The following is a 26326-nucleotide window of genomic DNA, read 5'->3' as shown; positions in this document are numbered from 1 at the left end:
AACAGGTCAGGGCTCTTCCACGCGGCGCGACAACTCAGTCGCCGATGCCGGCGACGGTGGCGTGGAGGTCGTACGTGGACGCGTCGTTCATCGCGTGCATGTCGGCCAGCGCGGGCGTGGCGGTACCAGCGGCGACGGCGACGGCCAGGGCGATTCCGGCCAGAAGGCGCTTGGTGCGGGTCATGTCGGACTCCTCGGAAGTGTGTATCCGTACAAAGCGACCCTCGCACGCGCGGGTCAGGCAGAACAGCTGATCCGCTTCGCTTTGTCGGATCATCCACTGGCAGTGGCCGAAACACGACGGAGGGGCCGGGCTGATGCCCGACCCCTCCGTTCCGGTCTTCCGGTCGCACCCACCCCACGTGCCCGGCAGGTCCCCCAACCCCCTCGGGCATCCCCCGTAAGGGACACGGCGCGCTCATGTCCGGATGACCACGGCCCCGGCGACTCCCCCGATGGCGACGCCGGAACCGTCCTCGTGTGGTGCGGTCTACTTGGCCGGCTCCGTGGTGGCGTGCATGTCCATCGTCGTGATGGCCGCCTCGCCGTCGCCGACGACCTTGGCGGTGATCGCGTCGACCGCCGGCTCGGACGTGGCGTGCATGTCCTTCGTGACGATGGCCTCCGCGGTGCCGCCGGTGGCGTGCATGTCCTGAGGCTTCACGGACGCGTCCTTCTCGAGCGAGTCGCTCATCTCTTCAACTCCTGCATCTCATACCTGGAATCCGGTGCGACCCATCCGGCCGCTCCCCCGTGACCAGCCGGAATGAATCACTTTTGGCCGCTCACCCTAGTTCTCCGAGGTGAGGGCTGTGCCGGCGACCCGTCTGCCCCCCGACGCGGCGGATCGACAAGAAGAACGATGCCCGACGGCGATAAACGAATGATGAACGCCCAGGCGAGTGAGGCGGTGCGTGTCCGTCGGGGCTCAGGCCGCGGCGGCGGGCGTCAGCAGTCGACGGACGCCGGCCGCCTCCGGTGCGCCGAGGGACTCGAAGGTATCGAGTGCCTCCTGCCAGCAGACCTGCGCACGGCCCGGCTGTCCTATGCCCTGAAGCGCGTGCCCGAGCACGGTCAGGACGTTACCGCGCCGCCACGCACCGCCGATTCCGCTGAGGACGGTGAGCGCCATTTCGGCGTTGGAAGCCGCCTGGGCATGGCGCCGCGCCGCGATGTCCACCTCGGACAGCCGGAAGAGCGTCATGCCTTCCCACAGCCGCTGCCGGCTGTCGCGGAAGACCTCCAGGGCCTCGCTCAGCCGCTCCACGGCCTTGTCCAGACGCCCGGCTTCGGTGAGTGCGAGGCCCAGCGCGTAGCGGCCGTTGGCGCCGCGCAGCGAGTGCCCCATCGAGTCGTAGATATGCGTGCCCTCCTCGGCGAGGGCGATGGCCCGCGCCGTGCGTCCCGTGGCCAGGTGGATGCGGGACAGGTTGCACAGCGCGCTCGCCTCGCCGGGCAGGTCACCGACTCCCCGGAACCGTTCGATGGCGTGGGCGAGGTGCACCTCGCCCTCCTCGAACCGGTTCTGGTACAGCGCGATGATGCCCCGGGCGTTCGCGGACCAGCAGCCCGGCACGGGGTCACCGGCTGCTTCCGCGTAGGGAAGAGCCAGTTCGGCATCGCGGTCGGCCTCGGTGAACCGGCCGGCGGTGTGGTGGACACCTGCCAGCGCCGTCAGCGCCCGGCCCTCGGCCCGCGCGTCACCGAGAGCGTGGGCGGCTTCCCGGACGAACGAGCCCACTGCCTCGAACTCCTTGGAGTTGGCGCCGGACTCGCCGAGATCCAGCGCTGCCCACAGGAGGTCGACCGCCCGGCGCACCGTGCCGGGGGCGGACGCCGACTGGCGGACGCAGGCGAGGAGGCAGTCGGCCTCGGCGTAGAGCCAGTCCTGGGCCGCGTGGCGGTCGGTGAAGGTGAGACCGTCGAAGGTCGTCGGCTCCAGGTGGTCGACGAGGCGGTCGCCAGGGCGCTCGATCGCGTACACGCGGGCCGCCGTCGACAGGTAGAAGTCCAGCAGCCGCGACAGCGCCAGCTCGCGCTCCACCGGGGGCTGTTCGTCGCGTTCGGCGCATGCACGCGCGTAGAGCCGGAGGAGGTCGTGGTAGCGGTACCGGCCCGGGGCGGCGGACTCCAGGAGGCTGGTGTCGACCAGGGCCTCCAGCAGGTCCTCGGTCTCCCACTCGGGCAGGTCGAGGACGGCCGCGGCGGCCGGCAGGGAGATGTCGGGGCCGTCGGCGAGGCCGAGGAGGCGGAAGGCGCGGGCCTGGGCCGGTTCCAGCTGGCCGTAGCCGAGTTCGAAGGTGGCCTTGACGGCGAGGTCGCCCGCCTGGAGTTCGTCGAGGCGGCGGCGCTCGTCGGCGAGCTTCGCGGCGAGGACGGAGACCGTCCAGGTGCGGCGGGCGGCGAGCCGGGAGGCGGCGATACGGATGGCCAGCGGCAGGAACCCGCAGGCGGCGACCACGTCGAGGGCGGCCTCCCGTTCGGCCCGCACCCGCTCCTCGCCCACGATCCGGGTGAAGAGCTGGAGCGCCTCCTCCGGCGACATGACGTCCAGGTCCACCAGATGCGCGCCGGCCAGGTCGAGCATGCGGATGCGGCTGGTGACGAGGGCGGCGCAGCCGGCCGTGCCGGGCAGAAGCGGCCGGATCTGTGCGGCGTCTCGCGCGTTGTCGAGGAGGACGAGGACGCGGCGGCCGTCGAGGGTGGAGCGGTAGAGCGCGGCGCGCTCGTCCACGGTGTCCGGAATGGCCGAATCCGGGGTGCCGAGCGCGCGCAGGAACGCGCCGAGCACCGTCTCCGGCGCCGCCGCCCGGGCGCCCGCACCCTGGAGGTCGACGTACAGCTGCCCGTCCGGGAAGTGCGGCCGGGCGGCGTGCGCCACGTGTACGGCGAGGGTCGTCTTGCCGACGCCGCCGATGCCCGCGACGGCCGAGACCGCCATGACGGAGCCCTCGGCGGTGGCGAGCTGGTCGCCGAGCTCGCGGACGAAGGCGTCGCGGCCGGTGAAGTCGGGGACGGTGGCCGGAAGCTGTGCCGGCCGGGCGATGGTGGCGGCGGCCGGGGCGGATTCCTCGACCGGGCGGGCCAGTTCGGCGTCGGCCTGGAGGATGCGCTGCTGGAGGCGGGAGAGTTCGGGGTTGGGGTCGACGCCGAGTTCGTCGGCGAGGAGCCGGCGGGTGTCGGCGTACACGGCCAGTGCCTCGGCCTGCCGCCCGGACCGGTAGAGCGCCAGCATGAGCAGCTCGCGCAGCCGTTCCCGCAGGGGGTGGGCGGCGGTGAGCGCGGTCAGTTCGGAGACGGCCTCGGCGTGGGCGCCGACCTCCAGGTCGAGGTCGAGCCGGGTCTCCAGGAGCCGGAGCCGCCACTCGTCCAGGCGGGTGCGCTGGGTCTCGGCGTACGGCCCGGGTACGGAGGCCAGTGCTTCGCCGTCCCACAGGGCCAGGGCGGCGTTGAGCCGGTCGCGGGCCTCGCCGCGCTGTCCGGCGGCGCGGAGCTTGTCGGCCTCGTTGGCCAGGTCCTGGGCCTCGCCCAGGTCGAGGGCGGTGGCGCCGGCGGTGGCGCGCAGCGCGTAGCCGCCGGACTCGCTGACCAGCACGCCCGGGCCGAGGACCTTGCGCAGCCGGGAGGCGTACGTACGGACGGCGGCCAGCGCCTGGGACGGCGGTTCCTCGCCCCAGATGGCGTCGATCAGCTCGGAGGCGGTGGCGGTGCGGCCCTCGCGCAGCAGGAGGGCGGCGAGCAGGGCGCGCTGCTGCGGGGAGCCGTTGGGCAGGGACTGGTCGCCGAGGGACACGCGGACGGGTCCGAGCACGCGGAAGCGCAGCGTGGCGGCGTCGTTCTCGCCACCCGCCGTCCTCGCGGCCTCGTCCGAGGCCACGCCCGTGGTCACATCCGTGCCCGTGCCCGCGTCGGCCGTCGTCTCCGCCGCCGCATCGCTGCCCGTGCCCGCGCCGGTGGCCGCGGACACCTGCGTGCCCGTGCCCGCCGTCGCACCGGACACGACCGGATCGGTCGCCTCCGCCATGCCCGCCGCCGTACCGGCCGCGCCCACGGAGGAAACCGCGGTGTCGCCCGCGGTGTCGCCCGCGGGGCCGTTCACGCGTGTGCCCGCGTTCCGGCCCGCTTGCCCGCCGGATTCCTGCTTCGGAGTCCGCTGTCCCGGAACTCGCGGCCCGTCCTCACGGTCCATAGCTCCCCCTGCCCGTACCGCTGGTTTCGCCCCCGACAGTCTGCCTTGTCCGGAGGGGATGCGTCAGCATCGGGTCGCGCCGTTCCGTGGGCGCGCTCCCGACCATTTACTGACGGATCGTCAGATCAGCGCTACCGTGAAGCGCATGGAGAGCTTCCCCACGATCATCTCGGTGGACGACCACACCGTGGAGCCCCCGCACGTCTGGCAGGACCGGCTCCCGTCCCGTTACCGCGACACCGGACCCCGTATCGTCCGCGCGCCGCTGAAGGAAATGACCTTTCTGGGGGGAAAGTTCGCCCCCGTGATGGGTGAAAAGGGGGACGAAGGCCCCCTCGGCGACTGGTGGGTGTACGAGGACCTGCACCGCCCGCTCACCCGCCTGGACACCGCCGTCGGCTACGACCGGGACGAGATCCGGCTGGAGGTCATCACCTACGAGCAGATGCGCCCCGGCTCCCACGCGGTGCCCGCGCGTCTCGCCGACATGGACGTGAATCACGTCCAGTCCGCCCTCTGTTTCCCCACGTTTCCGCGTTTCTGCGGACAGACCTTCACCGAATCCGCCGACCGTGAACTCGGACTCCTGTGTGTCCGCGCCTACAACGACTGGATGGTCGAGGAGTGGTGCGGCCCCGAGGCGCGGGGCCGGCTGATCCCGCTCACCCTCATCCCGCTGTGGGATCCGGAGCTCGCGGCGGCCGAGGTCCGGCGCAACGCGGCGCGCGGCGTGCGCGCGGTCGCGTTCTCCGAGATACCGCCGCACCTCGGGCTGCCGTCCGTGCACACCGACCACTGGGATCCGTTCCTGCGCGCGTGCGACGAGACCGGCACCGTGATCGCCATGCACATCGGCTCCTCCAGCCGGATGCCGTCCACCTCCGCCGACGCGCCGCCCGCCGTCGGCTCCACCATCACCTTCGCCAACTGCTGCTTCTCGATGGTCGACTGGCTGATGAGCGGCAAGTTCGAGCGCTTCCCGAACCTGCGGATCATGTACGCGGAGGGCCAGATCGGCTGGATCCCGTACATCCTGGAGCGCGCCGACATCGTGTGGGAGGAGAACCGCGGCTGGGGCGGCGTCGCCGACAAGGTGCTGCGCCCGCCGTCCGAACTCTTCGCGGGGCACGTGTACGGCTGCTTCTTCGACGACGCCTTCGGCCTGCGCAACCTCGACGCGATCGGGGTCGGGAACGTCCTGTACGAGACGGACTACCCGCACTCCGACTCCACCTGGCCGAAGTCCCGCGAGGTCGCCGAGAGGCAGATGGCCCACCTGACCCCCGATGTCGTCGAACGCATCGTCCGCGGCAATGCCATCGACCTGCTGGGACTCACGGCGGACGGCCTCTGGCACCCCTGAGCGGAGGGACCCTCGTTGTCCCGGGGGTCGGTGGGGGTTGTGTGCGCCAGGACGTCACGGTCTCACTGTTCGCCCAGGCCCTTGATGCGTGCCGCGCGCTCCTGTCGGTCGATGTAGAACCGGAGGGCGAGATCGACGGCCTCGTCCGTGGTTCTCGCCTTGGACTGAGCCATCACGCGGCGCAGCGCGTCCTCGTCGATGTCGATCCAATCCGTAGTCGCTTCGCACCTCTCTGTGACGCCGATGGCGCGTCAAGGGTCGCATACCACTGGGTCGCGCCGCTCTGGTCTCACGGCGGGCCGGGATGGGGTAGGCGGCCGTCTGACCCTTGCCCGATGAAGTGCGATGCCCTGGACGTCGTCGAGCGCATCGTCCGTGGCAACGCCATCGACCTGCTGGGACTCACGGCGGACGGCCTCCGGCGCCCCTGACCGGAGGCCGTCCCTCGGGTGCGGCCCAGTCCTGGGGCGTCCTCAGCCGCATCCGGAGTCAGGTCCTTCATGTAGCCAGGTCCTTCATGACATCGGCCCCTTCTCCATGTGAACGGGTGAGACGCACCCGACATGAAGGATTCCGGCGCTCAGAGCACACCAAACCGCCTGTGAGTGACAAGAGAGGGCGTTCCGCTCGAATAGCCCATGAGGGGGCGGCTCACGCGCGCCGTGCGCGCCGTGTGCTCCTGTCGCGCCGGGTCCATGTCACCGGCGATGCTCCTCTGCGTCACAGCCGTGTCACGCCGCGTCTCCCTGTGGTGGCCGTGGGTACATGGAGTCGCATGGCGTCACACCTCTTCGCGGAACCCTCCGCCACACGGACCACCCCTCCCCGCCTCTTGTCTGATGGAGAGTCAGGTACGAGCATGGCCCGCCTGGGTATATGACGTGGCGTCAGATAAGGGGGAGTCCCATGGTGGTCTACGGGATGCAGTTACCCGTCCAGTCGCAGAGCACTCTCTACGCCGAACCCTGGGAGGCCGATGCCGGGCCCGACGATCTGGTGGCCGTCGCGCGGGCCGCCGACGCTCACGGCTTCGACTACATCGCTTGCTGCGACCATGTCGTCATCCCGCGGCGGCTCGCCGGCGCGATGGGGACCGTCTGGTACGACCCGGTCGCCACCCTCGGCTACCTGGCCGCCGCCACCGAGCGGGTGCGGCTGCTGTCGCACGTCGCGGTCGTCGGACTGCGGCATCCGCTGCTCACGGCCAAGGCGTACGCGACCCTCGACCGGCTCTCCGGGGGCCGGCTGGTCCTCGGAGTCGGAGCCGGGCACGTGGCCGAGGAATTCGCGGCGGTCGGGGCCGACTTCGCGGGGCGCGGCGGCGTGCTCGACGAGACGGTCGACGCGTTGCGGGCCGCGCTCGGGCCCGAGGAGTACCCGGAGCACGCGGGCGAGCGCTTCGCCTTCCGGGATCTCGCCCTCGCGCCCCGGCCCGCCCAGGCGCGGGTGCCGCTGTGGATCGGCGGCTCCTCGCCCGCCGCCCTGCGCCGGGCCGCGCTCAAGGGGGACGGCTGGCTGCCGCAGGGAGACCCGCGCGACCGGCTGCCCGAACTGATCGGCAGACTCCGGAAGTTACGCGCCGAGGCGGGGAACGAGGACCCGGTCGTCATCGGCGCCATCACCGAGCCGCTGTACGTCGGCGTGCCCGGCTGGGACACCGGACGGCGCACCCTGAGCGGCGATGCGCACATGATCGCCGCATCCCTGCGCGCGTACGGCGCGATGGGCGTGGAACAGATCCAGGTGCGGTTCCGCTGCCGGAGCCGTAGCGAACTCACCGACCAGATGGCGGCGTTCGCCGCCGAGGTCGCTCCCCATCTGAACTGAGGAGTGTGGCTTCATGGGCAAGCTGGACGGGCGTGTCGTGGTCATCACGGGTGCGGCGCGCGGACAGGGTGAGCAGGAGGCGCGGCTGTTCGCGGCCGAGGGGGCGCGGGTGGTCCTCGGGGACGTGCTGGACGAGCCGGGCCGGGCGGTGGCCAAGGACCTGGGCGAGGAGCGGGCGGCGTACGTCCACCTGGACGTGACCCGCGAGGAGGAGTGGGCGGCGGCGGTGGCGGCCGCGAAGGAGCGGTTCGGCCGGGTCGACGGACTGGTCAACAACGCCGGGATCGTGCGGTTCAACGAGCTGGTGTCGACGCCGCTGGACGAGTTCCAGTCGCTGGTGCAGGTCAACCAGACCGGCTGCTTCCTGGGCATCCGCGCGGTCGCGCCCGAGATAGTCGCGGCCGGCGGCGGCACGATCGTCAACACCTCCTCGTACACCGGGATGACCGGCATGGCGGGCGTCGGCGCCTACACCGCGACCAAGCACGCGGTGCTCGGGCTCACCCGGGTCGCGGCCCTCGAACTCGCCGCCGGCGGCGTCCGTGTCAACGCGATCTGCCCCGGCGCCATCGACACCGCCATGAGCAACCTGGAGGGCGTGGACCCGGCGGCGACGGCCGAGCTGTACCGCACCCGGGTGCCGCTCGGCCGGATCGGACGGCCCGAGGAGGTGGCGTCGCTGGCGTTGTTCCTGACCTCCGAGGACTCCTCGTACATCACCGGACAGCCGTTCGTGATCGACGGGGGATGGCTCGCGGGTGTCAGTCTGTTCTGAGCGCCGGGCCGCCGGGCCGTGTATCTGACGAGCCGTCAGGTGTATTGACGGGTCAGGTACGCGGTGCGAGAGTCGGGCACATCAACGAATCTGACGGAGCGTCAGAAATCTGCGAGGGTGGTGAACTTCCTTGGAATTCGGGATCTTCGTTCAGGGATACGTCGGCAAGCGCGCCGAGACCGATCCCGAGGCCGAGCACAAGGCCCTGATGGAGGAGACCGAGTACGTCATCCAGGCCGACGCGTCCGGCTTCAAGTACGCCTGGGCCTCCGAGCACCACTTCCTGGAGGAGTACTCCCACCTCTCCGCCAACGACGTCTTCCTGGGCTACCTCGCCCACGCCACCGACCGCATCCACCTCGGATCCGGCATCTTCAACCCGCTCGCCCCGGTCAACCACCCGGTGAAGGTCGCCGAGAAGGTCGCCATGCTCGACCATCTCTCCGGCGGACGCTTCGAGTTCGGCTCCGGCCGGGGTGCCGGCTCCCACGAGATCCTCGGGTTCATGCCGGGCATCACCGACATGAACCACACCAAGGAGATCTGGGAGGAGACGATCGCCGAGTTCCCCAAGATGTGGCTCCAGGACGAGTACGAGGGGTTCCAGGGCAAGCACTGGTCGCTGCCGCCCCGCAAGGTGCTGCCCAAGCCGTACGGGAAGTCGCACCCGGCCATGTGGTACGCGGCCGGGTCCCCCTCCTCGTACGCCATGGCGGGCAGCAAGGGGCTCGGCGTCCTCGGCTTCAGCGTGCAGAAGGTCTCCGACATGGAGTGGGTCCTGGAGTCCTACAAGTCGGCGATCAAGGAGGCGCGGGCGGTCGGCGACTTCGTCAACGACAACGTCATGGTCACCTCGACCGCGATCTGCGCCGAGACCCACGAGAAGGCGGTCGAGATCGCCGTCGGCGGCGGGCTCAACTACCTCCAGTCGCTGCTCTTCCGCTACCACGACACCTTCCCGCGGCCCGACGGCATCCCGGAGTGGCCGGAGCTGCTGCCCGAGTACTCCGCCGAGATCATCGAACTCCTCATCCAGGAGGAACTGATGATCTGCGGCGACCCGGGCGAGGTCCTCGCCCAGTGCCGTCGCTGGGAGCAGGCGGGCGCCGACCAGCTGTCCTTCGGGCTGCCGATCGGCATCTCCGCCGAGGACACGAAGAACACGATCAAGCTGATCGGCGAGCACGTGATCCCGCAGATCGACACCGACCCGGTGCACCGGACGACCCGCTTCCGGCAGTCCGCCGGCAGCTGAGCCGCGGCTCGGCAGAGCACTCGGCGCGGGGCGGCGTCTTCCCGGACCGCCGCCCCGTCACGCCCCGGCCGGCGGCCGTTCCGCGGCGGCCACCGGTCCGGGGCACACCCACGCCATGGAGGAAGGGACACGGAAGGAAGGGAACGGCACGCCATGCTCGATCACCTGGTCAAGGGCGCCACCGTCGTCGACGGCACCGGAGCCCCCGCCCGCATCGCCGACGTCGGGGTCCGCGACGGCCGGATCGCCCTCATCGCGGAACCCGGAACCGGCGGCAGTGGCGCCGGGGTGGCGGCCCGCACCGAGGAGGACGCCACCGGACTCGTCCTCGCCCCCGGCTTCGTCGACCCGCACACCCACTACGACGCCCAACTCTTCTGGGACCCGTACGCGACCCCCTCCCTCCAGCACGGCGTCACCACCGTCGCGGGCGGCAACTGCGGCTTCACGCTCGCCCCACTGCACCCCGACCGTCCCGAGGACGCCGACTACACGCGCCGCATGATGGCCAAGGTCGAGGGCATGTCCCTGACCGCCCTGGAGGAAGGCGTCGACTGGTCCTGGTCGTCGTTCGCCGAGTACCTCGACGCCCTCGACGGCAGGACCGCCGTCAACGCCGGTTTCATGGTGGGCCATTGCGCCCTGCGCCGGTACGTGATGGGGGCGGACGCGATCGGCGGCGCGGCCACGCCCGAGCAGATCCGGCGGATGACGGACCTCCTCAAGGAAGCGATGGAGGCGGGCGCCTGGGGGCTGTCCACCACCCAGTCCGCCACCCACTCCGACGGCGACGGCGCGCCCGTCGCCTCCCGGCACGCCACCCCCGCCGAACTGATCGCCCTGTCCCGAGCGGTCGGAGAACACGAGGGCACCCAGATCGAGGCGATCCTGGCCGGCTGCCTCGACCAGTTCTCGGACGCCGAGATCGACCTGTTCGTCGAGATGAGCGCCGCCGCCGGGCGTCCGCTCAACTGGAACGTCCTCACCATCGACTCCGCCGTCCCCGAACGCGTCCCGCGCCAGCTCCTCGCCTCCGAACGGGCCCGCAAGTCCGGCGGCCGGATCGTCGCCCTCACCATGCCGATCCTCACCCCCATGAACATGTCGCTCGGCACCTTCTGCGCCCTCAACCTCATCCCGGGCTGGGGAGACGTCCTCGCCCTGCCCGTCCCCGAACGGATCGCGCGGCTGCGCGACCCCGAGGTACGGGCGGAGCTGCTGCGGCACGCCGTCTCCGAGGAGGCCGGCGTCTTCCGGCGCCTCACCGACTTCGGCCGCTACGTCATCGGCGACACCTACAGCGCCGCCAACGCCGGCCTGACCGGCCGCGTCGTGAACGACATCGCCGCCGAACGCGGCCTGGAACCCTTCCACTGCCTCGTCGAGATCTGCGCCGCCGACGACCTGCGCACCGTCCTGTGGCCGATGCCCACCGACAACGACCCGGCCTCCTGGGCCCTGCGCCGCGAGACCTGGCAGCACGAGGACGTCCTGCTCGGCGGCTCCGACGCCGGCGCCCACCTGGACCGGATGTGCGGCGCCCCGTACACCACCCGCTTCCTCGGCGACTGCCTGCGCGGCCGCAAGCTGGTCCCCCTGGAGCGGGCCGTGCGGATGCTCAGCGACGACCCGGCCCGCCTCCTCGGGCTGCGCGACCGGGGCCGGATCGCCGTCGGCCACCACGCCGACCTGGTCCTCTTCGACCCCGAACGGATCGACGCCGGCCCGGCCACCCTCGTCCACGACCTGCCGGGCGCGAGCCCGCGCCTCGACTCGCGCGCCCTCGGCGTCGTCTCCGTCCGCGTCAACGGCGTCGAGACCGTCCGCGACGACCGGCTGACCGGCGCGATCCCCGGCCGCCTGCTGCGCTCGGGCCGCGACACGAGGACGGTGAGCACCCGATGAGTCCGATCGAGGCCCTCTATATAGGAGGGGAGTGGGTCGCGCCGGACGGCGGTCATTACGCCGTCACGGACCCCGCCACCGAGGAGGTCGTCGGCCTCGCGCCCGAGGCCTCCCGCGCCCAGGTGTACGCGGCGGCCGAGGCCGCCCGCGCCGCCTTCGCCACCTGGTCCCGTACGGCACCCGAGGAACGCGCCGCGATCCTCGACCGGGCCGCCACCTTGATGGCCCGCGACGCCGACGCGCACGCCCGGCTCGCCCGCGCCGAGAGCGGCGCGACGACCGCGACCGCCCGCGGCATGCAGGTCGCCGTCGCCGCCGCCCGCTTCCGGCGGTACGCGCGCGGTGCCCTGGAACCGGTGGAGCAGGCGCTGCCCCCGCAGATCAACGAGGCCGGACCGATGGGCCCGTCCGGTGTGGTCGGCGCGCTGGCGGTACGGCGCCCGGTGGGCGTGGTCGCCTGCATCACCTCGTACAACAACCCCTGGGCGAACCCGGCCGGCAAGATCGCCCCGGCGCTCGCGATGGGCAACACGGTCGTGGTGAAGCCCGCCCCGCAGGATCCGCTGTCGGTGTACGCGATGACCCGCGCCCTCGCGGAAGCGGGCGTTCCGGCCGGGGTGGTGAACGTGGTGACCGGCTCCGCGCCCGCCGTCGGCGAGGCGGCCGTCGACTCCCCGGAGGTCGACATGGTCTCCTTCACCGGTTCCACGGCCGTCGGGCAGGCGATCGGCGCGGTGTGCGGGCGCGCGATGAAACGGCAGCTGATGGAGCTGGGCGGCAAGGGCGCGGCGCTGGTGTTCGAGGACGTGGACGACCGAGGACTCGACGCGGCGGTCCGTGGGATCGGCACGACCTTCTCCTTCTACAGCGGGCAGATCTGTACGGCCCCGACGCGGGTGCTCGCTCAGCGCCCGATCCACGACCGGCTGGTGGAGAAGCTGGCGGCGTACGCGCGCGTGCTCACGGTCGGGCCTCCGGCGGAGCGCGGCACGGTGGTCGGCCCGGTGATCTCGGCGGCCCACCGCGACCGGGTCGAGGGGTACGTGGCGCTGGGCCTCAAGGAGGGCGCGCGGGTGGTGGCGGGCGGCGAGCGGCCGGCCGGCCCCGGCCTGGAACGCGGCTTCTACGTGGCGCCGACCCTCCTCGCGGACTGCGCGCCCGGGATGCGGGTGGTGCGGGAGGAGATCTTCGGTCCGGTGGTCGTCGTGGTGCCCTTCGACGACGAGGAGGAAGCCGTCGCGCTCGCGAACGACACCGACTACGGACTGATCGACTACGTGTGGTCCGGCGATGTGGCCCGCGCGTTCCGCTTGGCGGGGCGGCTGCGGTCGGGCGGGGTCGGGATCAACACGATCGGCCGGAACATGGAGGCCCCGTTCGGCGGGTTCAAGCGCAGCGGGATCGGGCGCGACGTGGGCTCGTACGCGCTGCACGCGTACAGCGAACTGCAGGCGGTGGTCTGGCCCGGAGGGTGAGGGCGGGGGCCGGGGAACGACCGGGAAGCGGCCGGGGAGACGCGGCCGGCGGGCGTCCCCGAAAATTCCACGGGAAATTTTGGAAACGGACATTTGGGATGGTGCTGCGGTTCCCGCATATCGGACGTGAGGCTACCGACCTACCAGTTGGTCGGTCCGCTCGATCGTCGATCTTTCAATCGCTGGCGTTTGGGGGATTTGGGTCCCTCAATGCAAGGTGACAGTCGATCCGTTGAGCGGAACTTGATCTTCCGGATGTGGAAACCGCAGCATTTAACGTCCTGTTCATGACTCAGCTGGACATGCGGCCCCCGGCCGGAGACACGGTAAGGGGCGTCGCTGCCCAGGGCGACAACCACGGCGTGCGTACCAAGGGCCTCGGCGGCAATTCCGTCGGCCTTCTCGGCAGTGCCGTCATCGGCATCTCGACTGTCGCCCCCGTCTACTGCCTCACCTCGACCCTCGGCTCCACCGCCGGTGAGGTCGGCCTCCAGATGCCCGCCGTCTTCCTCGCGGGCTTCCTGCCGATGCTGCTCGTCGCGTTCGCGTACCGCGAGCTCAACAAGGCCATGCCCGACTGCGGCACCTCCTTCACCTGGACCGTGAAGGCCTTCGGCCCCCGCCTCGGCTGGATGTGCGGCTGGGGCCTCGTCATCGCGACGATCATCGTGCTGTCCAACCTGGCCGGCGTCGCGACCTCCTACTTCTGGCTGCTCGCCGGCGAGATCACCAACAACGCCTCGGTGGCCGCGCTCGACGGCAACAAAGCCGTCCACATCGTCACCTGTCTGAGCCTGATCGCCGCCGCCACCGCCATCAGCTACCGCGGCATGACCGCCACCAAGGGCGTGCAGTACGCGCTCGTCGGCCTCCAGCTCCTCGTCCTCGCGGTGTTCGTCGGGATGGCGCTGTCGAAGGCCGGCTCGCTGCCGACCTCGGTGGACTTCTCCTGGTCCTGGATGAACCCCTTCGCGGTGCAGTCCTTCGCCGCGTTCACCGCCGGCCTGTCGCTGTCGATCTTCATGTACTGGGGCTGGGACGCCTGCCTGACCGCGAACGAGGAGACGACCGGGTCCACCAAGACCCCCGGCCGCGCCGCCCTCATCGCGATGGTCGTCCTCGTCGGCTCGTACCTCGCCACCGGCATCGCCGCCCAGATGGCCGTCGGCTCCGGCGACACCGGCCTCGGCCTCGCCAACCCGGACACCTCCGACAACGTCTTCGCCGCGCTCGCCGGACCCGTCATGGGCCCCGCGCTCGGCATCCTGCTGTTCGTCGCCGTCCTCGCGTCGGCCGCGGCCAGCCTGCAGACCACGTTCATCCCGGTGGCCCGTACGGTGCTCGCGATGTCGACGTACGAGGCGCTGCCGGCCTCGTACGCCCGTGTCCACCCGCGCTTCAAGACCCCCGGCAAGGCGACCGTGATCGCCGGTGTCGCCACCGGGCTCTTCTACACGGTGATGACCCTGGTCAGCGAGCACGTCCTGGTCGACACGATCTACGCGCTCGGTCTGATGATCTGCTTCTACTACGCGCTGACGGCCTTCGCCTGCGTCTGGTACTTCCGGCGCGAGCTCACCGGATCGTTCCGCGATCTCGTCTTCAAGGGCCTGTTCCCGCTGGTCGGCGGCCTGCTCCTGACCGCCGTCTTCGGCAAGACGCTGTACGACATGTGGGACCCGGCCTACGGCTCCGGTTCGGCCGTCTTCGGCGTCGGGTCCGTGTTCGTCATCGGCGTCGGACTGCTGCTGCTCGGCCTGGTGATCATGCTGGTGATGCAGCGCCGGAGCCCGGACTTCTTCCGCGGTCTCGTGCTCACCAAGGAGACCCCCTCGCTGGTCGTCCAGGACTGACGACCGACAAAGCGGCGAGGGATACGGCGAGGTGGCGGGCCCGTGGGGGGTCCCGCCACCTTCGTCGTTTCCGCGGCTCTGGATCAGAGGTGCGGGAGCAGGTTCTCCACCAGCTGGTTCGTGGGCGGCATCTGGGCCGCCTGGGCCGGCTTCGGCTTCGGAGAGAGGAGGCCGCTGAGGGGGACGACGGTGGGGAGGTTGGTGTTGTCGGCGGACGCGGTACCGGCGGCGCCGAGGGTGGTCGCCGCGGCGGCGACGGTGAGGGCGGCGGCGAGGAACTTGTTCATGCCGGGCCCAACGGGTGGGGCGTGGGGCGGGTTACGCGGGGCGTGGGGTGCGGGGCGTGTGAGGGGGTGGTCGTGAGGGCGCGGGGACCTGTCCGGTGGTGGGGGAGAGGGGGATCCCGAGGGGTTGCCAGGTGGTGGCCCGGAGGGTTCCCCGCGTCATGCTTCCGGAGCGTCGGCCTCCGCGATGAGGGCCGTGGCGACCGTACGGAAGCCGAGGCGGGCGTACAGGCGGGCCACCGACGCGTCCGTGGCGGAGAGGAAGACCGTTTCCGCGCCCCGGGTCCGGGCGTCCGCGACCAGGGCCGCGGTGACCGCGAGGCCCAGGCCGCGGCGGCGGGCCTTTGGGCGGGTGCCGACGCCGACGACCTCGGTGACCGGCCCCGCCGACTGGAGCTGCCCGGCGGCGAGCGCGGTGCCGTCCGCGTCGACGGCCGCCACCAGACGGGTCAGGCCCGCCTCGATCCTGGCCGCCGTGTCGGCGGCGGCGCCCGGCGCGAGCGGGGCGTCGAAGGCGGCGCACTGGGCGGCGAGGGCGCTCTCCAGGGCGGGGTCGGCCGCGTCCACCACCCGTACGGTCACGCCCTCGGGCTCGGCGAACGGCCGCACACCATCCGGGTCCAGGACCATCAGCGGGTGCTCGCGCACCGGGAGACCGGTCGCCTCCACGGCCGCCCGCAGCGCCGGGGTCGTCTCGGCGACCCACTCGAACGCCTCCGGCACCCCCAGCTCCCGCTGCCGCGCCCGGACCCGCTCCACCGCCTCGACCGGCACCTCGCCGGTGTGCCCGAGCGTGGGCCGCGCGTAGTACGGCCAGCCCGCGCCCTCCCGTACGAAGAGCGTGATCGGGCCGAAGTCCTCGGCGCGGGAACCGGGCCTCGGCACGGCGTCGTAAAAGGTTTCGAGTCGTGTCAGCATGCGGCCACCGTAGGGAGATCGATCACAGGGGGACACATGATTTCGGGGAACGGACAGACCTGTCCGGGCTGCGGACGGGACGATCTGACCCAGGCGGTGCCCGCCGCGTACCTGGCCGGACGCACCGCCGTCACCAGCCGCGAGCGGGACATGGACGGCGACTCGCGGACGGTGACGCGGCGGGAGACCACCGCCCTCTCCGCGGCACTGGCGCCCGTACCGAAGGGGCCGACGTACGCCCTCGGCTGCCTCGGCGCCCTCGCCGGGGTCGTGGCCGTCGTGCTCGTCCGGCGGCGCAACGCCTTCGCCCGGCTGACGCGTGGCCGGCAGCGGGCGGAGGCGCTGTGGGCGCGCGGCTGGTACTGCCACCGCTGCGGCACGGCGCATTTCGCGGACGTCCCCGGGGAGGACGTACGGCCGCTCACGCTCCAGGAGTTCCGGGAGCGGGTGTGGGAGGCCGGCGGGTACGGCGACCTGGCGGCGCAGCGGCGGGCCATCGACTGAGGGCCGGGGCGGGGGAGCGCGCGGCGGGCACTCCGCCGCTCGGGTCCTCGACGCGCTCTCGGAAATCCGCGCCGTACGCCCTACCGTGCCGCCTATGCGGATCTCGACCACGATCTTCCTGACCGACGAGACCATCACGCCGGTACGGCTGGCCCGCGCGCTCGAAGAGCGCGGCTTCGGCGGGCTCTACCTGCCCGAGCACACCCACATCCCCGTCTCCCGCGAGAGCCCCTACCCGGCGGGCGGGCCGCTGCCCCGCGAGTACGCCCGCACGCTCGACCCGTTCGTGGCCCTCGGGCAGGCCGCCGCCGTCACCGAACACCTCAGGCTCGGCACCGGCATCACCCTGGTCGCCCAGCACGACCCGATCGTCCTCGCCAAGCAGGTCGCCACCCTCGACCACCTGTCGGGCGGGCGGTTCACCCTGGGCGTCGGCTACGGCTGGAACCGCGAGGAGGCCGCCGGACACGGCGTCGTCTGGTCCAGCCGGCGCGCCCTCGTCTCCGACCGGCTGGACCTGATGGGCGCCCTGTGGGCGCCCGCGCCCCTCGCCCACGACGGCGCGTTCGGCCACTCCTTCGGCCCCTCCGAGGTCTGGCCCAAGCCGCCCGGCGGCGCCCCGCGGATCCTCCTCGGCGGCGCGGCGGGGCCCCGGCTCTTCGCCGAGATCGCCGACCGCGCCGACGGCTGGCTCCCCATCGGCGGCCGCGGCCTGACCGAGACCCTCCCGGCCCTCCGCGCCACCTGGGAACGCGCGGGCCGCGACCCGAAGTCCCTCCAGGTCGTCCCGTACGCCGTCCTCCCGAGCCCCGGCAAGCTCGACCACTACGCCGAACTGGGCTGCGAGGAAGTCGTCCTGCAACTCCCGGCGGGCGACGAGAGCACGGTGCTGGGCGTTCTGGACGACTACGCCCGCTATCTGGCATAGGGGCGATACGGTCGGCTCACGGAGAGGAAGACGATCCGGGTCTCCACGGAGGCCCGTGATCACAGGGCCGTCCTCGCCGCCGGGCGAGGCCTGCCGCCGGGGCGGCTCGTCGAGCGCCCTCTGACCAGGTCCCTTGTCCCGGCCCCGGCCGATCGGCCCCGGGGCGCTCGTATGCTCGGTTCATGACGGATCACCAGGCATCACACGCGCCCTCCGGCTCCTCCCGGCCCACCGGGAACGCCATGCGCCGGGCTCTGCGGCGGGCCCGGGACGGGGTGGCGCTGGACGCGGGGGAAGCCGCCGTGCTGTTGCGGGCGCGCGGGGAGGATCTGGCGGACCTGGTCGCGACCGCCGGGCGGGTGCGGGACGCCGGGCTCGCCGAGGCCGGGCGGGCCGGGATCGTCACGTACTCGAAGAGCGTGTTCATCCCGCTCACCCGGCTCTGCCGGGACGTCTGCCACTACTGCACCTTCGCCACCGTGCCGGGCAAGCTGCGGCGGGCCGGGCACGGGGCGTTCATGTCGCCGGACGAGGTGCTGGACGTCGCCCGCAAGGGCGCCGCGCTCGGCTGCAAGGAAGCCCTGATCACCCTCGGCGACAAGCCCGAGGACCGCTGGCCCGAGGCGCGCGAGTGGCTGGACGCGCACGGGTACGACGACACGATCGCGTACGTACGGGCCATGGCGATCCGGATCCTGGAGGAGACCGGGCTGCTCCCGCACCTCAACCCCGGGGTGCTGTCCTGGACCGACTTCCAGCGGCTCAAGCCGGTCGCGCCCAGCATGGGGATGATGCTGGAGACGACCTCGCGGCGGCTGTGGGAGGAGCCCGGGCAGCCGCACTACGGGTCGCCCGACAAGGAACCCGCCGTCCGGCTGCGGGTGCTGGAGGACGCCGGCCGCTCGTCCGTGCCCTTCACCAGCGGGCTGCTGATCGGCATCGGCGAGACGTACGAGGAGCGCGCCGACTCGCTGTTCGCGCTGCGCCGGATCGCCCGCGCCTACCACGGCATCCAGGAACTCATCATCCAGAACTTCCGCGCCAAGCCCGACACGGCGATGCGCGCCATGCCGGACGCGGAGATCGACGACCTGGTCGCCACCGTCGCCGTCGCCCGGCTCATCATGGGTCCGTCCGCCTGCCTGCAGGCGCCGCCGAACCTGGTCGACTCCGCGTACGAGCGGCTGATCGCCGCCGGCATCGACGACTGGGGCGGGGTGTCCCCGCTCACCGTCGACCACGTGAACCCCGAACGCCCCTGGCCCGCCCTTGAGGAGCTGGCCCGGCGGTCCGAGGCCGCCGGCTTCGAGCTGCGCGAACGGCTGTGCGTGTACCCGGAGTTCGTGCGGCGTGGCGAGCCGTGGCTGGACCCGCGCGTGATGCCGCACGTCCGCGCCCTCGCCGACCCGGCCACCGGCCTCGCCGACCCCGACGCCGTGGTGCGCGGGCTGCCCTGGCAGGAGCCGGACGAGAGCTTCACCGAACTGGCCTCCGGACGCACCGACTTGCACCGCACCATCGACACCGAGGGCCGTACCGCGGACCGGCGCGAGGACTTCGACCACGTCTACGGGGACTGGGACGCGCTGCGCGAGGCCGCCGCGCCCGGTCTCGTTCCCGACGCCCTCGCGCCGGAGCGGATCGACGCCGACACGCGCGAGGCGCTGGCCGTCGCCGCCGACGACCCGACGCGGCTCACCGACGCCCAGGCGCTCACTTTGCTGCACGCCGACGGCCCGGCCCTGGACGCGCTGTGCCGGGTCGCCGACGACGTGCGGAAGTCGGTGGTCGGCGACGAGGTGACGTACCTGGTCACCCGCAACATCAACTTCACCAACGTCTGTTACACCGGCTGCCGGTTCTGCGCCTTCGCCCAGCGGCGCACCGACGCCGACGCCTACACCCTGTCCCTGGAGCAGGTCGCCGACCGGGCCGCGCAGGCGTGGGACGTCGGCGCCGTCGAGGTCTGCATGCAGGGCGGCATCCACCCCGACCTGCCCGGCACCGCGTACTTCGACATCGCGCGGGCCGTCAAGGAACGCGTCCCCGGCATCCATGTGCACGCCTTCTCGCCGATGGAGGTCGTCAACGGCGCCTCGCGCACCGGGCTTTCGATCCGCGAGTGGCTGACGGCCGCGAAGGAGGCCGGCCTCGACTCGATACCCGGCACCGCCGCCGAGATCCTCGACGACGAGGTCCGCTGGGTGCTCACCAAGGGCAAACTGCCCACCGCCACCTGGACCGAGGTCGTCACCACCGCCCACGAGCTGGGCATCCGGTCCTCCTCCACGATGATGTACGGGCACGTGGACCAGCCCCGGCACTGGCTCGGCCATCTGCGCACCCTGGCCCGCATCCAGCAACGAACGGGCGGCTTCACGGAGTTCGTGACCCTGCCGTTCGTGCACACCAACGCGCCCGTCTACCTCGCCGGCATCGCCCGACCCGGGCCGACGATCCGCGACAACCGCGCCGTGACGGCGATGGCGCGGCTGCTGCTCCACCCGTACATCCCGAACATCCAGACCAGTTGGGTGAAGCTGGGCACCGAGGGCGCCGCCGAGATGCTGCGTTCCGGCGCCAACGACCTCGGCGGAACGCTGATGGAGGAGACCATCTCCCGGATGGCCGGATCGAGTTACGGGTCGTACCGCTCGATCCGCGACCTCGCCGCCATCGCCGAGGCGGCCGGCCGACCCTCCCGGCTGCGCACCACCCTGTACGGGGAGGTGCCGGAGGAACGGCAGCGGGCCGCCCGGGACTCGGACGGGCACCTCCCGGAGCTGCTGCCGCTCCTTCCCGCGGAGGACGGCGCCTGACGTCCGCTGTCCGGTGTCCGCCGTCCGATGCCTGATGTCCGATGCCTGATGTCTGGTGGGAGCGGGTGCGGGGGCGGGCGGTGCGCGGGCATTGCCCGCGCGGCCGGCGCGGCGGCACCATGGGGGCACGGGACAAAGGGGGCGGAGCCGATGAGTCGTTCAGAGCTGCCGAAACTGTTGGCTCACCAGAGACCGCTGTCCGGACAGGGCGGCGGGCCGGTCCGCCCCGAGAAGGGCCGCGTCCACGTCGAGGCACGCCGCCCCCGCTGGCTCCTCGACCACAGCCCCTCCTTCTCGGTCCTCTTCTACGAGATGCGGACGCCCGCCTCGTACGAGGCGGGCGTGAAGTTCCGGATCGCTCCAAAGGGCGGCATGGTCCCGTGCTCGGCACGCACCTGCCGCCGCTGGGCCGAGGCCGCCGTCGCCTACGCCACCGCGGTGGACGAGGCCAGCACCGAACTGGTCGCCGCCCACCGGCACGCCCGGGCCCTGCCGGGGTGGCGGCTCGTCGCCACACGCCGTGCCCTGCGTGCCTGGGAGCAGGCCCGGCGGCGCTACGAGCAGGTCATGCGACAGGCCAGTGAGGAGTACAAGCCGGTCCGCCTGGAGATCGGGCAGGCGATCGAGGCGGAGATGCGCAAGAAGGTCCGGCACGAGGAGCGGGAGGCACGGGCCCGCCGCCACCGGGCCGAGCTCGCCCGCCGGGCCGTCTGGGGCTGGACGACGGTGGTGGACGGTTCGGCGGCGGAAGGCCCGGCGGCGCGCCTCTTCCGGCACGACGTACCCTCCGGCGGCGACAGCCCCGCGCCCGACCCGGCGCGGCAGAACCCTCCCGCCCCCTCCCTCCCGCCCGTCGACCTGCACGAACTGCGCCGGGCCCTCAAGGAGCTGAGCCCGGCCCGGCTGGAGTGGGACCACGCGGCCGTCGTCGCGACGGAACGCGAGCTGGCGGGCGTGAGCTTCGGTGGCTGGTGGCGGGAACTGTTCGGCGAGGACCACCTCACCTTCACCACGCCCCCGCCGCCACCGCCGAGGCGCCACGGCTACACGGGTGGCGGCACCGCCACCGGCGGAGTGGGCGGATTCGTCGGCGGCGGCTTCGGCGGCGGGTACTGACCCGCCGCCCCGCTCACACCCCACCACTCCTCACGCCAGCCAGCCCCGCTGCGCCGCCTGCCACACCAGCTGGGTCCGGGTCAGTGCCCCCGCGCGCTGCATCAGGACCTGGATCCGGCGCTGCACCGTGCGCTGGCTGACCCAGAGCTGCGAGGCGATCGCCTTGTCCGCGACCCCGGCGACGATCAGGGACAGCAGGTACCTTTCGTCATCGGCGAGATGGACGGCCGGCCCGGGGCTGCTGCCGCCGCCGGCGTCGGACAGTTCGCCGGAGTCCGTGACGTGCAGCGGGGACGCGGCCGTCCAGTGGCTTTCGAACAGGGCGATCAGCGCGTCCAGCAGGCTGCTGCTGTGGATGACGGCGGCCGTCGGCTCGCCCGGCCGGCCGGGCGGGGCGCCCTCGCCGTCCGCCGCGTCCTTGTGCCCGTACAGGAGCGGGCAGACGGCGATGGAGTCGTCCGCGATCACCAGCCGGACGGGCAGGGTCTCGCTGGCCCGGGCCTGTTCGCCGGCCCGGATGCTCCGGGCGACGTTGTCCACCATGCCGGGCTGTTCGAGGAGTTCCCGCTCGTAGATCGTCTTGTACCGGACGCCGCGGGCGAGCATTTCCCACTCCTCGTCGTTCTCCTCCGCCGCCAGGGCCACCGGGCGGGCCTTGCACAGCCAGCGCATCTCCCGGGCCCCGTACGCCAGATGGCGCAGCCGCTGCCGGATCACGCTCACTCCGGTGATGATCTCGACGAGCTCCCCGGCGTCGTGCCGACGGCCCCCGGCCCGGTACTCCTCGGCGAGCCGCTCCACACCCCGGCGCGCCGACTCCAGCGCCTCGTGCCCGCGCAGCAGCAGCGGCCGCAGCGCCGCGTCGGGTGCCACCGGCACGTACCGCGCGGGGCCGCCGTCCGCCGGTTCGGCGGCCCGCCCCACCAGGCCCTTGTCGTGAAGCGATGCGAGGAGCGTGTGGACCCGCCTTTCGTCGATACCCAACTGCACGGCCACCACGGCGGGTTCGGCCTCGCGCACCCCTACGAGGAAGCGGTACACCCGCTCCTCCCCGGCACCGACCCCTGCCGCCTCCAGCACGTTCTCTTCCATCACGACGCACCCACCCACCCCCGGCCGACGCATCAACCCCTGAGCACGGCGTGATCAAAGCACACCGGACCCATGAGAAACGAGAGCGCCTCATACCACGGGCGTCTCTCGGCCAGGGGAAGCGGAGGCCAAGATGGCGGCGAGTGGACATGTCGCTTCTTCGTCAGACGCGGCCCGTAGCGAAGGTGATCCTTCCTGCCGACTCTGGATCCGCCGGACCGGAACCCCCGCCGGCGGAAGGAGTGCTCTCGCATGCGACGACGCAGATCGACGACCGCACTGCTCGGCTTCGCTCTCGCCACCACCATGGCCGTGAGCGGTTACGCGTACGGTGCCGCCCCCCTCCCGGAGTCCGGGCAGGACGCGGTGACCGCCGCCGCGCCCAAGGACGCGGTCCGTACGGCGACGGTCACGCTGGTGACCGGCGACAAGGTCACCCTGGCCACCCGCGCCGGGAAGACGGTGGGCGTCGACGTCCAGCCGTACCGGGGCAGCGCCGCGGGGCTGCGGACGTACACCGTCGGCACCGACGTGTACGTGATCCCCCGCGCTGCCGAGGCCCTGATCCAGAACGGCCGCGTCGACAAACGGCTGTTCAACGTGACGCGGCTGGTCGCGCAGGGCTTCGACGACGCCCACCGCGCGTCGACCCCGCTGATCGTCCGCTACGAGGGCGAGGGCGACAGCGCGAAGACCGCGCCCGGCGGGGCCCGGCTCACCCGCAAGCTTCCCGGTGTCCGCGGGGCCGCCGTCAGCGCCGACAAGAGCAAGGGCGACGCGTTCTGGGAGGCGGTCGACGACGACAGCGCCCGGGCCGGCACCCCCAAGGCCCGTCTGTCGGGCGGTATCCGGAACGTCTGGCTGGACGGCAAGGTCGACGCGCTCCTCGACAAGAGCGTGCCGCAGATCGGCGCGCCCGAGGCGTGGGCCGCCGGATACGACGGCACCGGCGTCAAGGTCGCGGTGCTCGACACCGGCGTCGACGCCACCCACCCCGACCTCGCCGACCGCATCGCCGAGAGCCGCAGCTTCGTCCCCGGCGAGACCGCGCGCGACGGCCACGGCCACGGCACGCACGTCGCCTCCACGATCGTCGGCAGCGGCGCCGCCTCCGGCGGAAAGTACAAGGGCGTCGCGCCCGGCGCCAAGCTCGTGGTCGGCAAGGTGCTCGACGACGGCGGCTCCGGCTCCGAGTCCTCGATCATCGAGGGCATGGACTGGGCCGCGCACTCCGGCGCGAAGGTCGTCTCCATGAGCCTGGGCGGCGGCGAAGGCGCTGACGGCACCGACCCGATGGCCCTCGCCGTCGACGAACTCACCGCCGAGACAGGCGTGTTGTTCGCCATCGCGGCCGGCAACAGCGGCCCCGGCGCCAAGACCGTCGGCACCCCCGGCGCCGCCGCCGCGGCCCTGACGGTCGGCGCCGTGGACGCCAACGACGCCGTCACCAGCTTCTCCAGCCGCGGCCCGCGCGGCGACGGCGCGCTCAAGCCGGAGATCACCGCGCCGGGCGCCGGGATCGTCGCCGCCCGCGCCGCCGGTACGACCATGGGCACCCCCGTCGGCGACGGCTACACCCGGGCCAGCGGCACCTCCATGGCCACCCCGCACGTGGCCGGCGCCGCCGCGATCCTCGCCCAGCGCCACCCCGACTGGACGGCCGCGCGGCTGAAGAGCCAGCTGGTCAGCACGGCGAAGACCACCGCCGACACCTCCGTGTTCGCCCAGGGCGCCGGTCGTACGGATGTGGCGCGCGCGGTCCGGCAGCAGGTGTCCGCCGACGGCACCGTCGACTTCGGCCTGCGCGGCTGGGACGACTCGGCGCCCGTCGAGAAGAAGATCACGTACGTCAACGACGGCGACGCGCCCGTCACCCTGACCCTCTCGCTCGGCGAGGCCGGCGAGCAGCTGCCGGCCGGCGTGCTCGCGCTCGGCGCCTCCACGGTGACCGTACCGGCGCACGGCACCGCCGAGGTGCCCGTCACCCTCGCCACCGCCGGCGTCACCACCGGCTCGCACGGCGCGCACGTCACCGCCCGTTCCGCCGACGGCGCGACGACCGCCGTCACCGCCATCGGATTCGGCCGCGACGTGCAGCGCTACGACGTGACCATGAAGGTCCTCGACCGCGACGGCAAGCCGACCGACGGCCTGGCCGCGGTCAGCGTCACCGCCGTCGACAAGATGGAGTTCCCGGAGACCTACCCGGTCGGCGACGACGGGACCGTCACGGTGCGGCTGCCGCGCGGCGAGCACTCCTTCGTCGCGGAGATCTCGCACTACAGCCCCGACTGGAGCATGCTCCACGAGTTCACGTACGCGGCCCAGCCGGTCACCGTCATCGACTCCGACCGGACCCTCACCTTCGACGGCTCCAAGGCCGGCCCGGTCACCATGAACACCCCGCTGCCGACGGAGGCGAACCGCGTCCGGATCGGCATCACCGACCGCTCCCCGACGGTCGACGCGATCCACGGCCGCGAGACCTGGCTCGGCAAGGACACGGCCGTCTACTCCGTGCCCTCGCCGACGGCGGACCCCGGCCTCTTCGAGTCCCGTGTCGGCTGGTCGCTCGGCGCGCCCGCGCTCAAGGCCCGGCTCCTGGGCGAGGGCAGCCGCGCACTGAAGGTCTCCTATTTCGAGGGCTGGGTCGGCTCCGCGCGCTTCGACGGCACGCAGACCCTGCGCGTCGCGAAGCCCGGCGAGGACGTCCGCGGCAAGCTCGCGCTGGTGAAGCGGGACACCGCCACCACGACCTACGCACAGGTCGACGCGGCCGCCGACGCCGGCGCGCGCGCCGTGCTCATCGTCAACGACACCCCCGGCGGCTGGCTCGCCGGCCACTGGAGCCCGAAGGCGACCCGCATCCCCGCGATGACCCTCTCCGGCGCCGAGGGCGCACGGCTGCTCGCGCTGTCCGGCGCCCGGATCACCTTCTCCGGCACGGCCGTCAGTCCGTACGCGTACGAGTTGCTGAAGTACACCGACGGACGCATCCCCGCCGACCAGCGCTACCGGGTCCGGGCCGGGGAACTGGCCACCGTCGACTCCCGCTTCCACGGCACGACGGCGGGCGCCGAGGGCGGCTACAGCCGCCTGACGTGGTCGCCGGCGCAGACGGTCGCGTACTACTCCCTCGGGCGCAGGACGCAGCAGAGCACCCTGACCGAGTACGTCACCCCGGGCGTGCGCACCGCCGAGGTCACGAAGCTCGGCCCGGTATGGGAGGCCGGGGGCGCCTCGCGGACGACGGCGGACTCGAAGCTCGGCGCGGGACAGCGGCTGGTCCGCGACTGGAACAAGGCCGTGGTCCGCACCGGGCTGCCGGACGCCCTGGCCAACAGCGCGGTCCGCAGCGGTGACACGGGTGTGCTGATGGCCTCCGGTCTGCTCGACAGCGGCACCGGCCAGCAGATCCTCAGCCGCGACGGCGCCGACAAGGAACTGGCCACGGTCTACCAGGACGGTGCCCTGCTCGGCTCCGCCCCCAGCGCGGCCGTCGCCTTCCCGATGACGGCCGGACGCGCCGAGTACCGGGTGGTCACCGACGTGCGGCGGGACTCCGCCGACTGGGCCACCTCCACCAAGGTGCGCACCGACTGGCGCTTCCACTCCACGCGGGGCGAGGCGCTGATGCCGGCCCTGACGGTCGACTACCGGGTCGCCGCCGACCTGTCCAACAGCGTGCGCACCGGCTCCCGGACGACGGTCGGCCTCGGCGTACGGCACCCCAAGGGCCTGGCCGGGCCGAAGGTCACCGGGGTGAAGCTGTGGGCGTCGTACGACGACGGCGCCTCCTGGCGGCAGGTCCGCCTGGACGGCTCGCTGAACGGCACGATCGACAACCCGTCGGCCGCCGGATTCGTGTCGCTGCGGGTCACCGCCACCGACGCCGACGGCAACTCCGTCGACCAGACGGTGACGCGGGCGTACCGGGTCCGCCGCTGACGGTCCGTCTCTGAGAACTGCCGGGGTGCCCGCGTGTGGTGCGGGTGCCCCGGCCCTTTCGTGTCCGTACATCCG

The 26326-nt window shown here is 72.5% G+C and carries 19 protein-coding genes; 12 read left to right on the top strand and 7 right to left on the bottom strand.

Annotated elements, in window-relative coordinates:
• Positions 1-34: 34 nt before the first annotated feature.
• The 3 genes from ABZ693_RS21665 to afsR form a co-directional block, all read right to left on the bottom strand.
• Complete coding sequence (locus ABZ693_RS21665; protein ID WP_359879631.1) at positions 35-184, bottom strand: hypothetical protein; 150 nt, start codon at positions 182-184, stop codon at positions 35-37.
• Positions 185-490: 306 nt separating this feature from the next.
• Positions 491-694, bottom strand: a complete 204-nt coding sequence (locus ABZ693_RS21660) for a hypothetical protein (RefSeq protein WP_359879628.1) — start codon at positions 692-694, stop codon at positions 491-493.
• A 234-nt stretch (positions 695-928) separates the two neighbouring features.
• Positions 929-4024: an SARP-family global regulator AfsR gene (gene afsR / locus ABZ693_RS21655; protein ID WP_435842497.1), complete on the bottom strand. Its 3096-nt coding sequence runs from the start codon at positions 4022-4024 to the stop codon at positions 929-931.
• 310 nt (positions 4025-4334) lie between these two features.
• Here afsR and ABZ693_RS21650 point away from each other — a divergent pair, with 310 nt between their 5' ends.
• Positions 4335-5552: an amidohydrolase family protein gene (locus tag ABZ693_RS21650; RefSeq protein WP_359879623.1), complete on the top strand. Its 1218-nt coding sequence runs from the start codon at positions 4335-4337 to the stop codon at positions 5550-5552.
• A gap of 62 nt (positions 5553-5614) precedes the next feature.
• Here ABZ693_RS21650 and ABZ693_RS21645 read toward each other — a convergent pair whose 3' ends face one another.
• Positions 5615-5752 (bottom strand): type II toxin-antitoxin system VapB family antitoxin, encoded by a 138-nt coding sequence (locus tag ABZ693_RS21645; protein WP_359879707.1) that lies wholly within the window; start codon positions 5750-5752, stop codon positions 5615-5617.
• A 706-nt stretch (positions 5753-6458) separates the two neighbouring features.
• Between ABZ693_RS21645 and ABZ693_RS21640 the strand changes: the two genes are divergently transcribed.
• The 6 genes from ABZ693_RS21640 (at position 6459) to ABZ693_RS21615 (ending at position 14642) form a co-directional block, all read left to right on the top strand.
• The gene (locus ABZ693_RS21640; protein ID WP_359879620.1) at positions 6459-7379 is read left to right on the top strand and encodes an LLM class F420-dependent oxidoreductase; all 921 of its coding nucleotides are present in this window, start codon (positions 6459-6461) and stop codon (positions 7377-7379) included.
• Positions 7380-7392: 13 nt separating this feature from the next.
• The gene (locus ABZ693_RS21635) at positions 7393-8154 is read left to right on the top strand and encodes an SDR family NAD(P)-dependent oxidoreductase (RefSeq protein WP_359879617.1); all 762 of its coding nucleotides are present in this window, start codon (positions 7393-7395) and stop codon (positions 8152-8154) included.
• A 130-nt stretch (positions 8155-8284) separates the two neighbouring features.
• Positions 8285-9409, top strand: coding sequence for an LLM class flavin-dependent oxidoreductase (locus ABZ693_RS21630; RefSeq protein ID WP_359879616.1), 1125 nt, complete (start codon positions 8285-8287; stop codon positions 9407-9409).
• A 153-nt stretch (positions 9410-9562) separates the two neighbouring features.
• Positions 9563-11314: an N-acyl-D-amino-acid deacylase family protein gene (locus ABZ693_RS21625; RefSeq protein WP_359879613.1), complete on the top strand. Its 1752-nt coding sequence runs from the start codon at positions 9563-9565 to the stop codon at positions 11312-11314.
• Positions 11311-12789 (top strand): aldehyde dehydrogenase family protein, encoded by a 1479-nt coding sequence (locus tag ABZ693_RS21620; protein ID WP_359879611.1) that lies wholly within the window; start codon positions 11311-11313, stop codon positions 12787-12789. Before ABZ693_RS21625 ends, ABZ693_RS21620 begins: the two co-directional genes overlap by 4 nt.
• A gap of 287 nt (positions 12790-13076) precedes the next feature.
• Positions 13077-14642, top strand: coding sequence for an APC family permease (locus ABZ693_RS21615; protein ID WP_359879608.1), 1566 nt, complete (start codon positions 13077-13079; stop codon positions 14640-14642).
• Between the two features lie 83 nt (positions 14643-14725).
• Here ABZ693_RS21615 and ABZ693_RS21610 read toward each other — a convergent pair whose 3' ends face one another.
• Positions 14726-14929 (bottom strand): hypothetical protein, encoded by a 204-nt coding sequence (locus ABZ693_RS21610; RefSeq protein ID WP_359879605.1) that lies wholly within the window; start codon positions 14927-14929, stop codon positions 14726-14728.
• A 156-nt stretch (positions 14930-15085) separates the two neighbouring features.
• On the bottom strand, positions 15086-15844 hold the full coding sequence (locus tag ABZ693_RS21605; protein ID WP_359879603.1) for a GNAT family N-acetyltransferase: 759 nt from the start codon (positions 15842-15844) through the stop codon (positions 15086-15088).
• Positions 15845-15880: 36 nt separating this feature from the next.
• Here ABZ693_RS21605 and ABZ693_RS21600 point away from each other — a divergent pair, with 36 nt between their 5' ends.
• From ABZ693_RS21600 to ABZ693_RS21585, 4 genes are all read left to right on the top strand, one after another.
• Positions 15881-16348 carry a hypothetical protein gene (locus tag ABZ693_RS21600; RefSeq protein WP_359879600.1) on the top strand — a complete coding sequence of 156 codons (468 nt, stop codon included), beginning with the start codon at positions 15881-15883 and terminating at the stop codon, positions 16346-16348.
• Positions 16349-16442: 94 nt separating this feature from the next.
• The gene (locus tag ABZ693_RS21595; RefSeq protein WP_359879598.1) at positions 16443-17276 is read left to right on the top strand and encodes an LLM class F420-dependent oxidoreductase; all 834 of its coding nucleotides are present in this window, start codon (positions 16443-16445) and stop codon (positions 17274-17276) included.
• A 182-nt stretch (positions 17277-17458) separates the two neighbouring features.
• Positions 17459-20095: a bifunctional FO biosynthesis protein CofGH gene (locus ABZ693_RS21590; RefSeq protein ID WP_359879595.1), complete on the top strand. Its 2637-nt coding sequence runs from the start codon at positions 17459-17461 to the stop codon at positions 20093-20095.
• A gap of 150 nt (positions 20096-20245) precedes the next feature.
• Positions 20246-21211 carry a hypothetical protein gene (locus tag ABZ693_RS21585; protein ID WP_359879592.1) on the top strand — a complete coding sequence of 322 codons (966 nt, stop codon included), beginning with the start codon at positions 20246-20248 and terminating at the stop codon, positions 21209-21211.
• 30 nt (positions 21212-21241) lie between these two features.
• Here the strand turns inward: ABZ693_RS21585 and ABZ693_RS21580 are convergent, their stop codons facing one another.
• Positions 21242-22303 (bottom strand): helix-turn-helix domain-containing protein, encoded by a 1062-nt coding sequence (locus ABZ693_RS21580; RefSeq protein WP_359879590.1) that lies wholly within the window; start codon positions 22301-22303, stop codon positions 21242-21244.
• A 252-nt stretch (positions 22304-22555) separates the two neighbouring features.
• On the opposite strand from ABZ693_RS21580, the gene ABZ693_RS21575 reads away from it, so the two are divergent.
• Positions 22556-26251, top strand: a complete 3696-nt coding sequence (locus tag ABZ693_RS21575; RefSeq protein ID WP_359879587.1) for a S8 family peptidase — start codon at positions 22556-22558, stop codon at positions 26249-26251.
• Positions 26252-26326: the final 75 nt, after the last annotated feature.

Source organism: Streptomyces laurentii, assembly GCF_040635425.1.
GTDB classification, from domain to species: Bacteria; Actinomycetota; Actinomycetes; order Streptomycetales; family Streptomycetaceae; genus Streptomyces; species Streptomyces laurentii.
This window is presented reverse-complemented; position numbering and strand designations above follow the sequence as displayed.

Coding starts and splice junctions, on each gene's coding strand:
- ABZ693_RS21665 (WP_359879631.1), bottom strand. CDS start 184: ATGACCCGCACCAAGCGCCTTCTGGCCGGAATCGCCCTGGCCGTCGCC.
- ABZ693_RS21660 (WP_359879628.1), bottom strand. CDS start 694: ATGAGCGACTCGCTCGAGAAGGACGCGTCCGTGAAGCCTCAGGACATG.
- afsR (WP_435842497.1), bottom strand. CDS start 4,024: ATGGCGGAGGCGACCGATCCGGTCGTGTCCGGTGCGACGGCGGGCACG.
- ABZ693_RS21650 (WP_359879623.1), top strand. CDS start 4,335: ATGGAGAGCTTCCCCACGATCATCTCGGTGGACGACCACACCGTGGAG.
- ABZ693_RS21640 (WP_359879620.1), top strand. CDS start 6,459: ATGGTGGTCTACGGGATGCAGTTACCCGTCCAGTCGCAGAGCACTCTC.
- ABZ693_RS21635 (WP_359879617.1), top strand. CDS start 7,393: ATGGGCAAGCTGGACGGGCGTGTCGTGGTCATCACGGGTGCGGCGCGC.
- ABZ693_RS21625 (WP_359879613.1), top strand. CDS start 9,563: ATGCTCGATCACCTGGTCAAGGGCGCCACCGTCGTCGACGGCACCGGA.
- ABZ693_RS21620 (WP_359879611.1), top strand. CDS start 11,311: ATGAGTCCGATCGAGGCCCTCTATATAGGAGGGGAGTGGGTCGCGCCG.
- ABZ693_RS21615 (WP_359879608.1), top strand. CDS start 13,077: ATGACTCAGCTGGACATGCGGCCCCCGGCCGGAGACACGGTAAGGGGC.
- ABZ693_RS21610 (WP_359879605.1), bottom strand. CDS start 14,929: ATGAACAAGTTCCTCGCCGCCGCCCTCACCGTCGCCGCCGCGGCGACC.
- ABZ693_RS21605 (WP_359879603.1), bottom strand. CDS start 15,844: ATGCTGACACGACTCGAAACCTTTTACGACGCCGTGCCGAGGCCCGGT.
- ABZ693_RS21600 (WP_359879600.1), top strand. CDS start 15,881: ATGATTTCGGGGAACGGACAGACCTGTCCGGGCTGCGGACGGGACGAT.
- ABZ693_RS21595 (WP_359879598.1), top strand. CDS start 16,443: ATGCGGATCTCGACCACGATCTTCCTGACCGACGAGACCATCACGCCG.
- ABZ693_RS21590 (WP_359879595.1), top strand. CDS start 17,459: ATGACGGATCACCAGGCATCACACGCGCCCTCCGGCTCCTCCCGGCCC.
- ABZ693_RS21585 (WP_359879592.1), top strand. CDS start 20,246: ATGAGTCGTTCAGAGCTGCCGAAACTGTTGGCTCACCAGAGACCGCTG.
- ABZ693_RS21580 (WP_359879590.1), bottom strand. CDS start 22,303: ATGGAAGAGAACGTGCTGGAGGCGGCAGGGGTCGGTGCCGGGGAGGAG.
- ABZ693_RS21575 (WP_359879587.1), top strand. CDS start 22,556: ATGCGACGACGCAGATCGACGACCGCACTGCTCGGCTTCGCTCTCGCC.